At 33.8% G+C, this 14,270-nt stretch carries 7 protein-coding genes, 1 other RNA gene and 1 pseudogene; 6 read left to right on the top strand and 3 right to left on the bottom strand.

Features of this window, described 5'->3' with window-relative positions; translation table 11 throughout:
• Positions 1 to 7: 7 nt before the first annotated feature.
• The 3 genes and pseudogenes from dnaX to OOL01_RS08645 form a co-directional block, all read right to left on the bottom strand.
• The gene (gene dnaX / locus OOL01_RS08355; RefSeq protein WP_264686807.1) at positions 8 to 1,591 is read right to left on the bottom strand and encodes a DNA polymerase III subunit gamma/tau; all 1,584 of its coding nucleotides are present in this window, start codon (positions 1,589 to 1,591) and stop codon (positions 8 to 10) included.
• A 16-nt stretch (positions 1,592 to 1,607) separates the two neighbouring features.
• Positions 1,608 to 1,706: signal recognition particle sRNA small type (ffs, locus tag OOL01_RS08350), an RNA gene on the bottom strand.
• 192 nt (positions 1,707 to 1,898) lie between these two features.
• Positions 1,899 to 2,808, bottom strand: a pseudogene (locus OOL01_RS08645) (transposase).
• A 670-nt stretch (positions 2,809 to 3,478) separates the two neighbouring features.
• Between OOL01_RS08645 and OOL01_RS08335 the strand changes: the two are divergent.
• From OOL01_RS08335 to OOL01_RS08310, 6 genes are all read left to right on the top strand, one after another.
• Positions 3,479 to 4,870: an ankyrin repeat domain-containing protein gene (locus OOL01_RS08335; protein ID WP_264686806.1), complete on the top strand. Its 1,392-nt coding sequence runs from the start codon at positions 3,479 to 3,481 to the stop codon at positions 4,868 to 4,870.
• A 133-nt stretch (positions 4,871 to 5,003) separates the two neighbouring features.
• Positions 5,004 to 5,603, top strand: coding sequence for a recombination mediator RecR (gene recR, locus OOL01_RS08330; RefSeq protein WP_425384539.1), 600 nt, complete (start codon positions 5,004 to 5,006; stop codon positions 5,601 to 5,603).
• Positions 5,604 to 5,606: 3 nt separating this feature from the next.
• Entirely contained in the window at positions 5,607 to 6,827 is a 1,221-nt protein-coding gene (locus OOL01_RS08325; protein ID WP_010403185.1) for a KAP family P-loop NTPase fold protein, read from the top strand.
• Between the two features lie 158 nt (positions 6,828 to 6,985).
• Entirely contained in the window at positions 6,986 to 8,890 is a 1,905-nt protein-coding gene (htpG, locus tag OOL01_RS08320) for a molecular chaperone HtpG (RefSeq protein WP_010403187.1), read from the top strand.
• Between the two features lie 38 nt (positions 8,891 to 8,928).
• On the top strand, positions 8,929 to 12,231 hold the full coding sequence (locus OOL01_RS08315; protein ID WP_264686805.1) for an ankyrin repeat domain-containing protein: 3,303 nt from the start codon (positions 8,929 to 8,931) through the stop codon (positions 12,229 to 12,231).
• 151 nt (positions 12,232 to 12,382) lie between these two features.
• Positions 12,383 to 14,218 carry an ankyrin repeat domain-containing protein gene (locus OOL01_RS08310; protein ID WP_264686804.1) on the top strand — a complete coding sequence of 612 codons (1,836 nt, stop codon included), beginning with the start codon at positions 12,383 to 12,385 and terminating at the stop codon, positions 14,216 to 14,218.
• The last annotated feature ends 52 nt before the right edge of the window (positions 14,219 to 14,270 follow it).

The following is a 14,270-nucleotide window of genomic DNA, read 5'->3' as shown; positions in this document are numbered from 1 at the left end:
CCACAACCTACTCCTTATTTTCTATATTAACTACCTTTGCACCTTTAAACGTATTTAATATATCCTTAACTACAGGTGCATAATTTAAATTACTCACTTCCCTATTCATATAACTCGTATCAACTATAATAACCCACTCCTGATTAGTAGCTTGATTTAAGTAACTTTTCAAGTCATTACAAAAATTACTGTTCAAGTTAGATACAGCTTTTAATTTTAAATACCCAAATTTACAATCTATTAATTTTAGATTACTACACAGTTGTTTGTAAAGATAAATTTGGTTACTTCGCCTTAATAGTTGCAAAATCTTATCAAAATCGTAATTTTGTTGTTTATTTTTCACATGGATCCCAGTGTCGCGCACTGGGATGACAGAGTGGGGTTTTTCCACATATTTTTTTGGATCCGAGTAGTCAGCTACTTGGACGACAGAGGGGGAAGGTGCAACAGGTCTGCCCTGTCTATTTCCTTGCTCTACATTCTGTGAAAGAATTTTTTTGATCACCTGTTCCGGAGAAGGCAAATCAGAAAGATAACAAAGGCTAATTAATATCATTTCAGCGGCAATTTCATTGCATGTTGAAACCTTTATATCTTGAATACCCTTAAGCAGCACCTTCCACAATCTCGAAAAAAATATTAAAGACTTTTTTGCACTCAAATCTTTTACTCTGCTCTTCTCATATTCTGTATCAATCTCTTTTGTAATTAAAAAACGGCATATTAACTGGATTGTTTGCAGTAGATCTTCAAAAATATTGAGCGGATTTGCTGTTTTTACCACATTGTCGAATACTAACAAAGCCTTCTGTAAATCACTGTCTAATACTGCTTCCAGTAGATCAAATATAACGTTTCTATCTACTAGACCAAGTATGTCTGTAACACTTTGAGTGGATATTGTACCATCTTTGCTATATAGCACTGCTTGATTCATCAAAAATAAAGCGTTACGCATTGAATTGCTACAGTGGTGCGCAATTAATTCCGATGCTTCTTTTTCAATAAAATAATTTTCTTTTTGTGCAATATCATTTAAACGCTCCATTATCTTAGCTGAAGGAATGTTATGTAAGTCAAACCTTTGACAACGTGCAATAACAGTTATTGGTATCTTTTTTATTTCTGTAGTTGCTAGAATAAACTTTACGCTAGATGGTGGTTCTTCTAGAGTTTTAAGTAATGCATTAAATGCATTACTGGATAACATGTGTACTTCATCTATAATGTAAACTTTAAATTTAGAACTTATTGGTAAATAGCAAATATCTCCCAAGATCGCTCTAACATCCTCAACACTAGTGTGACTTGCCGCATCGATTTCAACTACATCTGGATGGCTTGAATTTTTTATTGCCAGACAACTTGTACATGATCCACAAGGTTCAAAAGTTGGCCCCAATGAGCAATTCAAACATAAAGCTATTATTCTTGCAGTGGTGGTTTTACCAATTCCACTGCTACCAGAAAGCAGTATAGATTGTGGAATTTTGTTGAGAGTAAAAGCATTTTCTAGTATACGCACCAATATATCTTGACCTACTAAATCTTTAAAGCTACTAGGACGATATTTTAATGCTATGTTCATAGCCTAGAATAAAACAAATAGTACAAATAGGTATGCAACCCAAAAAGATTCTGATATGGTTGCTTCATTTCTGACCTGACCAAGTTACAGAATTTTTGCCTGCATACCTTATAAAAGGTTATACTTTTTTTTTTTTTTAGCAAGGTATATTCTATATTAGTCTTATAATTTATATGTTAGACCTTTTGCAACATTACTTTGGAGTAAACAGCTGTTACCTAAAATACTCTTCTTCTGTCATCAGAGTAGCTGACACTGGGATGGCTTTGTTGCATCACACTTTATGAGATGGTGATTTATGGTAAATTCATGTAACTATCTCAAATTTAGCCATACCAATATCAGTGAATTTATTAAGCAAATAGCATTTAGTTCTTTTTCTCGATTTATCTCAGATTTATTCCTAAACAAATACTTGCTTCAACCTTGAGAAAAATCCTTCTATATAAGATCTTTTCCCATAATGTACTTCCTTTTTCCACTCTTTTACACCATCTTGTCCATATAATTTTATTAACCTAATAGCAGCATTTCTGTCAGACATATAATCTATTTTTGAATGTTCTGCTGCATCCTTTTTTGGTAGAACTTTTGTCTTTATATCGTATTTCTTACACAATTTATAAAGTTTTTGCCTATCGTATGCCCTATCTGCATATAATGCTTTTATTTTGTGCTGAAAATTAACTTCTTCAAGCAAATCGCAAGTGGTCAGAGTAGACGCCATTACTGTATCTTGCAGCTATAGCTTTTTTACTATTCACACTTAACATAACATGTAACTTTCTTACTTGCTCGTAGCTTCGGTACTTTCTATCTGCACTGTTTTCCTTACTGTAGCCAGGAGTGTTACTGTAAATTTGTGCTATCTATGATAATTTCAATATTTTCCATGTTGCTTTTATCAATCCTGCAATCATTTATCTTAATATTAAGTTTTTTTTGATGCTTGTGAATAGCTGCAAATTTTTTCCTATTTGTTGCAGATATCCTTTTATAAACCCGACTGTTTGTCTTAAACCAATTCTAAAGAAACTGACGATTATATGCACTAAAATCACAACTTTATCACTATAAATATAGTTGCCGCCCTGCATTTTTGGACTATTTTCATACCAATTTTCGATAGCTTCATCGATGTAACGAAAAATATTCCCCCTTTTTTCAAGGAATTTGTTATATTCGTTTTGGTTACTGACTTTCATTTTCTGTGGCATATTTTTTCTTCAACAGTTAAATGGCTGTTTTATAATGAATTTTGTCAGTAACTGCCAGTTCTTTTCACTTGAGCGATGCAACAAAGCCCACTGGGATCCAACTAAGTTGGTAAACACTTTACAACGTTTTTTGCACAAAAGGACTGGATTCTAGCGTCACGCGCTAGAATGATATCAACTTTTGAATTCCAGTTATGCAAGAAATCTATTCATTTGAAACTTGTTTGAGAAACGTAGCTATAAAAACCGCAGGTACCAGTTGGTTTTTATTAGCTAAAGTAAAGGTCAAATATCTGGAATTCTGGACATAAAATCCCCCTGTAAAAAAGATTAGAAAAAAATGCAGCGCACATATGACAGAAATTAAGTATACACTGAAGAGGATACGCTACATTTTTTATGAGTTTAATAAAAAAGGTCTGCAGACGGAGATAGATTTTTGAGCTCAATAAATATCTCTAATTGTAATTATAATTGGATTCAAAATACGCGGAAGTAATTTTTTTAGCTATAAAATAATTCTGTCTTGTAAAAGTTTAACAAGAGAACCAAAAAGTTAGTGTCATAAATATTTTTATCAAAAACTATTTTAAAAAAATTTAAATAGAGTTGAAAAATTTTAAAGATGAGATACCCTACCTGAAATGCAATCCCTGTAAAATAAAGAAATATGAAAGGTGAAATAAACACTGCAGCAAATTTTCAAGCAGAAGACCTTGAGTCTAAAAATGCTACAGATCTTGATTGTTTAGCTAACTCTCTAAATTCTTTGAATGCAAAGAGTGCTGAGATTAAAGATAAAAAGAACGATGTGCCTTTTTCCAGTAGAAGAAGCAGCTCGCATGTTTTAGAACTTTTTTCTAGTGAAAATGTTGAGATTAACATTCCAGATGAAACACCTTGTGCCACTCGGAGTGAATCAGGTATAGCTGAACTGTTTAGAGGTATAGCTGGGTTGTTTAAAGGCAGGGGTAGTATGAACATAAACCTTTATCAATCTAAAGTGAAACGTAGCTCTGCAATTGATTACAGTACTACAGAAAGTATAGGGTCACGGCTATTAAATATCTGTGAAGGAGAAGAAGAAGATATCTATTTTGACCAAGAGATTGATTCTCTATATAAAGAGGGCTGTTTGTATGATGCCTTATTGTTGCAAGATAAGAAAAATCAGGACACACCTTTACATTTGGCCATAAAAAAAAATCGTGCTGATTTTGTAAAAAAGCTTTTGTCTATTCTTAAGGAACCATACTGTTCAAATGAGTTTTACAAGCACAAATATTTTGAACGTAAGCAAGAGAATGAAAAGCCGCTTTCTAAAGTTATTAATACTAAGAACAAAGACGAAAAAGATGTAATTACTCTGGCTATTGAAGGTAATAATTCAAAATGCGTTTCAGTTCTTTTCGACTACTTAACTCGTGAACATATTAACAGAAGGAAAGATGTTGAAAGTGAGTACACACCTCTACACGAAGCTGTGCTTCTTGGCAAGAATGAAGTAATCAAAGAGCTTCTAAAATCAAGAGATATAGATACTGAATTTATGGATAAGGAATCTTACAAAGCATATAATTATGCTAATAACAAAGAGGCAATAGAATTGTTTATTAAGCACTATAGTAGTAAAATTAGTGAGTTGCGTATAAAATTAGAAGATAATAATAAAAAACTAGCGCGAATTAAGTGCGTCCTAAACAAAACAAAACTTACTTGCGTATGCTTAGCAGCCTTCGGCTCTTGTTTTAGAATGTATAAAAATTCTCATGACATAATAAATGAAGAAGTGAGTGAAGATATGTTATATTATTCTCTTGAATTGCTCTCCAACACTACAGGTCTAATATTATTTTTTAATTATTTGATCGATACAATACTTTCCAAGTATGAAGAAAAAAATTCTAGTTTGAATAAAGAATCGGACAGTTATGTGGAAGAAAGAAATATGTTGAAAAATAAATTACGTCATTTTCAAAAAAGAAGTACCGTAGTAACTACGCAAATGTGTGAGATAATTTCAGTTATACCTGAATCAGAGTTAGGTTACAGTAGATTGTGATTACATTAATTTTTTCAAGACAGTTCTAAAAAAAAGTGGGAAATCTTTTTCATAGCCAATCAAACTAAGCTTTCTTTACGAAAGGTTTGATGTTATCATTTTATAAACTATATCCTGAATTTGTTAAATGAACATTAATATAAAGAATTTAGTTCATGCTTTTTCTAAATTGCCAAGTTTAGGTCCATCATCATCACGAAGGTTAGTTATACATTTGCTCCAAAATAAAGAGAAAGTCATGCTACCGCTTGCATCTTTGATTAGAGAGCTAGCGGATCTTATAATAGAGTGCAAAATTTGTGGAAACCTAGATACTAAATCGCCGTGTTCTATTTGTACTAACCCAAAGCGTGACACCAAGTTAATGTGTGTAGTAGAAGAATTGGGTGATCTATGGGCATTTGAAAAAGGGAATATATATTCAGGTATGTATCATGTTTTGGGTGGAAGGCTATCAGCAATAAATGGCATAGGTCCAAAAGAACTGAATCTTGATAACATTCCCAAAAAAGTTACAGAATTTAAAATTGAAGAGGTCATTATTGCAATCAATCCGACATTAGAAGGCCAAGTTACTGCGCAATATATAATTGAATTGCTAAAGAATTCGAATGTAAAAATATCGCGCCTTGCTTGTGGTATACCGATAGGTGGAGAAATTGACTACCTAGATGAAGGGACTCTGAAGATAGCGCTTACGTCAAGACAAGAGTATGAGTTAAATATAAAGTAAGGTATGTGCTTAAAAAAACTTACATCGCTAATAACCTTCAGAAAAAAAGAAGAGAAACAATTGCCTAAGGTAATAAATTGGGAAGGTGATTGCTTGGGTTATAAGCAAATTGCAAGTAAATTTAGTTCTATAATCAAGACAATCGATAAGTCTTTTTCAATCGTATCCTTAGAAGGATATGATAAGTGGGGTAAGACATTTTTTTTGAAAGAATGGGTAAAGGATCTAGAGCAGCAAAATGAAATTGCAGCTTATTACAGCGCATGGGATATTAGTGCGCTAGATCAACCATTGCCTTCTTTTTTGCATTTCTTGTTTGAGGATCTATTCGCATCATACAAAGTAAAAAGGAGTGTTATACAGCAGTTCAAAAACATAAACCAAGAACTATTTTCTCTCAATACATTAGGAAAGCTGATCAGTAAATCTCCACTTGCTATGCTTTCAGTATTTCTCGATGCTGCAAAAGAGGCTGATAAGAAAGACATTGGTTTTGTCTTGGGTGAATTAAATCTTCTCCAAAGGAGAAAAGAGAACATTAGAGACTTTAAGATACAACTAGCAGATGTGGTTAATAAAATCAGGAAAGATAAAAACATTTATATAATGGTCGATGATCTTGATATATGTCGCCCTAAATTCATTGTCGATTTTTTAGAATCCATAAAGTACATGCTTGATGTCGAGGGACTGGTTTTCATTATCTCTGTTAGCCAAGATAAGAGTAATGTGCAAAGAGCAATTAGCACAATACTTGGACCAAATTTTAGCCTAAAATCTTTTACTGATCTCTCTTTGCATTTGCCAAAACAGCCAACAGAGCAGTTTATAAGAAAACTGTTTGAAAGTTCTGAATTACCGAAAAAATCAAAGAGCTTAATTATAGATAGCTTTATATTTTATGCAGAAAGCTTCTCATTATCACTGCAGGCAATACAATACTGTATAAGGAGAATAAAGCTATGTTTTTTGAACCATGCAAAAGAAGAATTACTTGATCCGAATTTATTTACATTTTTAGTAATACTACAGTCAGTAAACACTGATTTGTACGAGGAATTATATTCATCACCTCAGAAAGTACTGGAGAAGATTGAGAGTGATTTAATGCCAAATGGTCAAGAAGAATGGAAAAAGCTTAAAATCTCTCTTGAGACTACTTTTAAAAAAAAAGAATCAAAGACTAACAAATCTTTGAAGCAAATAAGAGATATTATATTCTAGCACTTTCTTCTTAATTTGCATGACACAATGGTTGTACTTATTCCAGTTTAGCATTGGAACCATAAGTTGGCCCACATAAATTTTAGCATGTGTGACCTTGAAAGATCGCAGTGCAATACTTAAATTATTAGAGTAGTAGGCTAATAATGGAGCTCAAAATGCACAACATACAAGAAACTGAAAGTTTAAAATTTGACGCTGAAGTAGGCAAAGTACTAAATATAGTAATTCATTCACTTTATACTAATAAGGATATTTTCTTGCGTGAGTTAATATCAAATGCATCAGATGCATGTGATAAATTGCGCTATGAATCACAATTAAATGCTGATTTATTAGATTCAAGTGATGAGTTGAAGATTACTATTAGCTCCAGTAAAGATAAGAATGAGCTGTATATAACCGACAATGGAATTGGCATGAACAGGCAAGATTTAATAGATAATCTTGGCACGATTGCAAGTTCTGGTACGCAAAAATTCTTGGATGCAATTAAGAATAATAAAGATTCGAGCCAAGCTGTAGAGCTGATTGGAAAGTTTGGTGTTGGTTTTTATTCAAGCTTCATGGTTGCTTCAGAAGTTATAGTAGAATCAAGGAAAGCCGGAGAAGAAGAGTCTTGGGTGTGGAAATCTAAAGGAGATGGAGAGTATTCAATCAGCAAATTAGATGGTCAAATCTCTCGTGGCACAAAAATTACGCTCATCATGCGTCCTGAAGAAAGCGAATTTTTAGACAAATTCCGTATTGAAAACATCGTTACTACTTACTCTGACCACATAAATTTTCCCGTTGAGTTTGTAAATGAAGAAGGAAAAAGTGAAAAATTAAATAGCAAAGCTGCAATTTGGACTAAGCCAAAAAATGACGTTACTCCAGAAGAGCACAACGACTTCTTCCGTGGTGTTGCACATGTGGGCGGTGAGCCTTGGATGATATTTCATAATAAAAATGAAGGTGCAATAGAGTATACGAACTTGCTTTATGTTCCTTCTATCAAGCCTTTTGATTTATTTCATCCAGATAGACGCTGCTCTGTAAAATTGTATGTAAATAAAGTGTTTATCACTGAAGATAATGTGCAGATTATACCGCAGTACTTGCGTTTTTTAAAAGGTGTGGTTGATTCACCGGATTTGCCTCTCAATATCAGCAGAGAAACACTGCAAAATAATCGTGTAGTTGAGCAGATTAGGAAATCTTTAACTAAGCGCATAATATCAGAGCTCGGCAAAAAAGCAAAAGAGAATTTAGAGGAATATACAAAATTCTGGGGCAATTTTGGTGCGGTGTTAAAAGAAGGTCTTTGCGAAGCTATGCCAACTGATGAAAGAGAAGCATTGCTTTCCATTTGCAGATTTCATAGCACCAGTGATGGTAAGCTAGTTAGCATTGATGATTATATAAGCAGAATGAAGCCTGAACAGGAACATATCTACTATCTCACAGGTAATAGTCTCGATTCAGTGAAAAACAGTCCACAACTTGAAGGATTTGTCAGTAAGGGATTGGAGGTGCTTCTATTTGTTGATCCAGTTGATGATTTCTGGACTAGCGTAATTCATGAATATAAAGATCAAAAATTTAAGTCTGTAACTCGTGCAGATGTTGATTTAGAAAAATTCTCTTCAGAAGAAGGTAAGAAAGATGAAGAAAATAAATCAGATGAAAACAAAAGCGAAGAAAACGCGGATTCTATACTCGAATACTTCACCAAGGTTCTTGGAAGCTTAGTAAAAAGTGTAAAGATCTCTAAGAAATTAACCGATAGTCCTGTGTGTCTAGCAGTTGATGAAGGAACTATGGATCTCCGTATGGAGCGTTTTTTACGTGAACAGAAGCAGCTAAATTACCGCACGCCAAAAGTACTTGAAATTAACATTAAGCATCCTTTGATAAGAAACATAATGGAATCTCACGCTGAAAATGGTGAAAATCCAACACTTGGAGATATGATTTACTTATTGTTCTATCAAGCTTGTATAGTGGAAGGTGAAGAGATGGAAGACGTAAGTCTATTTGCTAAAAGGCTCAATAACTTGCTTGGCAAAATTTCTATTTAATGCTATACTTAGTTTAGCTAATAATTAGGGGGTAAAACATGGGGTGGAATTTACTTGGTGGGCTCATGCCGCCAGCAGTAGATACTGCAGAAGAAAGGGAGCGTCGCCATTCTGGAGATTCAGGCACTGAAGAGGAGTTTGAAATTTTAGGGCGAGAAGAAATTAAGGAGCATCGTCATTCTGGAGATTCAGGCAATTGTTCAGAGGTTGAGGAAGGACAAAATACTAACAGAGCAATTGAATTGGAATTTCAGCTAACACAATCTTTGCTAAGTCAAGTAAAGGCAGGTGAGAATAATAGGAATGCAAATTCTGGCAAGCAAGCACAACTTGATTTGGAAAGAATGGATTTTGTAATTAATGGGCAAACAATAAGCAAAGCGTATGTTCACGAGTCATATTGCCAGCGCAATCACTTAATTTCGAGTGAAAATGCAAATTACCGCCTGTTTGCTAAGCAAGTTTTCACAGAAATGTTTAAATATGCTAAGGCAGAAACTCCAAATGACAATATATTAGAAGAGTTAATTACTAATTGCAATCAGGCTGGGTATGATGGCTCTTTGTTAATGCAGCTCTCTCCTATATTCTCTAAGCATAAACTAAGCTTGCCTCATGCCAACGATAGAAAGATAAGTATTGTATATAATAGCCAAGGTTCTCTCAATATTCAGTATTGTTCAAGTATGCCTGTTAGAGAACTTGATACGAATAAGGAAATATGCAGGGTTGATGCTATTTTAGAGTTCACCCTTAAGTTTCGAGATAGTAAGGTAGAGTATGAAAACGGCAAAGTAACATTTGCCATTCCTGAACAATTAGAGAATTACAAAGCTGATGGCAAAAGTTTGTTAGATGAAATAAATAGGCATTTCGAAGATGAGGATAATAGAATTACAGAGACTCTTGAGAAAAATATGAATGAAGGACCTAAGTCATTTGCTGCTGAAGACTTGTCTATTACTGAGAGTTCATCTGATAGTAGTGAAGTAGCAAACAAAGTAGTTACTGATCCAGGCATTTTAGGTAATGTTGCGAATGTATTGGTAGGTGTTGCAGAAGTTACAGCAGTTGTAGCAACAGAGTTATTTTGGCCTCAAGATCAGGTTAATATAGAACCAAGGCATAATGAAGAAGAATTTACCATTACCCCTAAAAATTTAACCTTTGATGGATTAATAGACGTTATAAATAAAGCAAAAAATTATGGTGATTATGCAGATTTAGATAAAACTATAAATAATATAGAGGAAAGCGATAGATTTATTACTGATTTGAATTGTGGTAATTTGAAGGATTTTTGCTCTCAACAGCTTAATTTGACTGATCATACGCACAATGTGCTGTTGAATAATAGTTATGATGAAACAAATGGTTATTATAATCATTCAGTAAAAGAGCTTTCACTACTAGCCATTGCAGCTAATGATACGCTTGTGGAAAGATATGCAGAAACGCATAAAAGTATATTATTTACGCAAGATGAAGGGCTCGATAGGCTACTTATTGGTGTTGGTGGACAATGCTATATTAAGTTTTTATTAGAGCATTTGGATAAGCCGAATCATACTATGTTTTTGGATGGTATATGTAAAAAACTTGAAAGGGCATCTTTTGTTGGTAATCAAAAATGCGTAGAAGTGATACTAAATAGGTTTAAGAATACTGAGGCTGAAGGTAGAATTATTTTTTCATCTAAACTTTTGCACTATGCTATACACTTAGCTCCTGAAAGTAAAGCGGCAGAGGTAATTGTTAATCGTAAAGTTGTTGATATTAATAGTATAGATAATTCTGGAATTGCACCTTTGCATTATGCTGTAGCACGTGATAATTTTAAACTAATAAGCTTACTTATTGAAAATGGTGCTAATGTTGATGTTCAAGATGAGAGGCATGGCAGAACAGCTTTACATTGGGCTGCTTACCATGATAAATTTGAAATAGTAAAATTACTTGTAAACAAGGGAGCTGATTGGAACATTAAAGATAGAGATGGCAAAACAGCTTTAGATCTGGTAGGAACGAAAAGTTTATATTTGGTAAGGGAAGAAAACAGGGAAAAATCTTCTAGTGGATCAAAAATCACAAAATTTCTTGAAGGTTTAGATGATAAAACACCTTTGCATTTAAATATTAAAAAAGATCCAGAATCCAAAAATATTGATAATCAACGGCCACAAAGGAGTATTGTTGATGAAGAAGAAAATATTATGAATAATAAAAAGGTTTCAATAGAAGAAACTATAGATAATAATAATTATAGGAGGGGTAAAATGAATAGTAGTAATCAAAATATAAAAACCGTAGGGGAAATGTTGTCTGATGCTATCTTCGCTCTTAATTATGAAGAAGTAATGTCTTTAGTGGAAAAGGTAAGGAAAGAGGACAATAGTGTAGACACAAAGCAAATCTTGAATAAAGCCTTAGAAGACGCTAATAAGACGGAAGTTGGTAAGAAAGATAAAGTATCTAAAAGCAAACTCGCAGAAATTAAAATATTTCTTGAAAAAGAGTTCGAGCATGTTGCTGCATTATCAGTGAGTGGTAATATAGCTGCTACTGCAAGTAGCCAAGAAATTCCTGTAGTGGAGCGTAAAGAAAGCGAGCCGGATTCACCATCACTGAGTTCTGAAGATGATGATTTTTCTAAACTTGAAAGTGACGATTCTGCTAGAATTTCTTCAGATCCTCCTTCGTTTGATATTATTTATGAAACAGAAGTACCTGAAACTGCAGCAGAAATGCTTTCAATGGTCACTGAGGAAAAGTCTGATGATCTAAATGACGAAAAAGATAATCAAAATTTGACAATACCTACAGCTGTAGATGAGGGTACATCGCCTATTCCCGAAAGTCAATGTGGTACTGCACACAATGAAGAAGATTTTACTGTTCTACCTCAATCATCATCATTAGGTTTTGCAAATGAAAGTGTTAATACCGTAATATCAATTGATAATAACAGAAAAGAGCAAACTTCTAATAAACCCGCCAAGCATGTAGAACAAGTTGCTAACGAAAATATACAACCAAAATCAGTAGCTAATAAGCAAGCTAGTAATAGCAACAAAATTTACACAAAAGAGAATAGCGTAAAATGGCCTACTGTGGCTACATGGATGTTTGCAGTAACTGGAGTACTTTCATTAGCTGCTGCACCAGTTGCATATTTTGTTCTCGGTACTAGTTTGCTGGTAGCAGGAGTAGCGGCAGGCATTGGAGCTTTCTGTATAGTTGCTGCTATAGCTGTACATTATTATAATAAGGCACCTTCAGGTCCACTTAAAGGACCAGATGTTGAGGAGGTTGTTCGTAATGCTGCTGTAGAAGCAAGTTAAGAAATAGTAGTCTATCATTTAATAATTTATTATAATTATATTGATTTTTAATAGATAAAAACTTGGTAGACTACGAAGAGATGCTTGCTAAGTTGACAAAATTGCCATTTAATGCTACACTTAGCTTAGCTACTAATTAGTGAGGAAAAACATGTTAGGTTCAGATTTTGTATCACAGGAATCAAACAAAATTTTAAAGAAATCAGATTCTAGGGATTCAGGAACTGAAGAAGGGTTTGAAATTTTAGAACGAGAGGAAAAAGAGCGCCGTCGTTCTGAGGATTCAGGTAATGAAAGTCAAGAGGAATCTGGCGTTAATAATTCTGATACTAAATCTAGTGCAGTAACTACGTTAGAATTTCAGCTAACGCAATCTCTGCTGGGTCAAGTAAAGGCAAATGAGAATAATGAAGATGTAAAGTCTGGTAACACAGCTTATCAAGACCTATATAGAACGGATTTTTTTGTAATCAATGATCGCACTATAGATAATAGTTTCATTAAAGGGTTATATGATAAATATAATGAGGGAGATGATAAACGTCTGTTTGCAAAGTATGTTTTTACGGAAATTTTTAAACATGCTAAAGCAGAGGTTCCGAATGATTCCCTCATAGAGGAATTAACCACAAGTTGTAATCAAGCGGGGTATATGGCTTTCCTTGCTATCCGAATACATAGTATATTAATAAAATATCAGGTACTTTCTAGCGATTCTTACAAGAAGATCATGTACATCGATTGTTCTGATGAGAATTATGTACGCATTAACTATAAGTCATCAATGGTGGCACGCAATTCTGATGAGCCAGAGAAGGAGATATGTGAATTAGACAGTTTACTTAGATTCACACTTAAATTTCATAATGGTGAAGTAGAGTATGAAAATGGTAAAGTAACACTTATCATTCCTGAGGAATTAAAAGCTGGTAGGGAAAGTTTACTAGACGATATTAATGAACGTTTCACAGATTATGATAATGATGGATTTATTCGTTTACACGTTGCAGCACAAAAAGGTGATGTTGAGCTTGGCAGGCGTTTACTAGAATGTGGTGCAAATATTGAGATTAAATCAAAAACAAAAGTAGGTGGTGACACTGCACTTCATTTAGCTGCTAGAAATGGTCATAAAGATTTTGTGAAGCTTTTACTTGATAACGGTGCAAATGTTAATTCAGTGAGTAGTACAGGCAGCAGAGTAACTCCTTTACATGAAGCAGCGTACGATGGACATTTAGATGTTGCGGAATTGCTAATAGAGCGTGGCGCAACAGTTGATGCTAAAGATCGGCATAACTTTACTCCTTTGATGTATGCTTCTGTACAAGGCAATTTGGAAGTAGTGAGGTTACTTTTACAAAAAAAAGCAGATCTTTATTTACAGGATAATAATGGTGAAACTGCACTGCACTTAGCTGCTGATAATGGTCATTCTGATGTAGTTGCCATTTTGATAGGTGCAGCAAAAGATAAAAAAAAGTATGTTAATACACAAAGTAGGTATATTGGTACTGCGTTGCATGTTATAGCTTATAATCGAAAAATAAATGAAGGGCATAAAAAATCTGCAAAATTGCTAATAGACAATGGTGCAAGCCCGTATTTAGAAAATGATCCAATTATTAAGAAACCATTAAATACTCCTTTGAAAGAAAGCTCTTTAGATATGGCAAAAAAACAAGGAAATAAGGGATTTTTGGAATTTATGTCATCTTTAGGCTATTCAGCAACCGTACCAAGCAATTCAAAGAATGATCTACAAAACACAAAAAAGTATGTCGCAGCTGCTTCTGCACTTGCAATAGCTGGTATTGCATTAGGAGTGGCCGTTGCAGTTTACTTGGAAATGTTAGCAATAGGAATAGCAGTTGCAGTTTGTTGTCTTATTGCAGCTACAATTACGTACTGCTATAGGCCTAAAAGCTTAGTTGAGGATAATCAGGTCAAAAAGGTTATGCAGACAGAAGAATGTCAGTCTAAGTAATAAATATAGTAGTCTATCATTTAATAATTTATTATAATTATATTGATTGTTA

Source organism: Wolbachia endosymbiont (group B) of Rhopobota naevana (genome assembly GCF_947250615.1).
GTDB lineage: Bacteria > Pseudomonadota > Alphaproteobacteria > Rickettsiales > Anaplasmataceae > Wolbachia.
The sequence above is the reverse complement of the archived record's forward strand: the minus strand, read 5'-3'. Positions and strand labels throughout refer to the sequence as shown.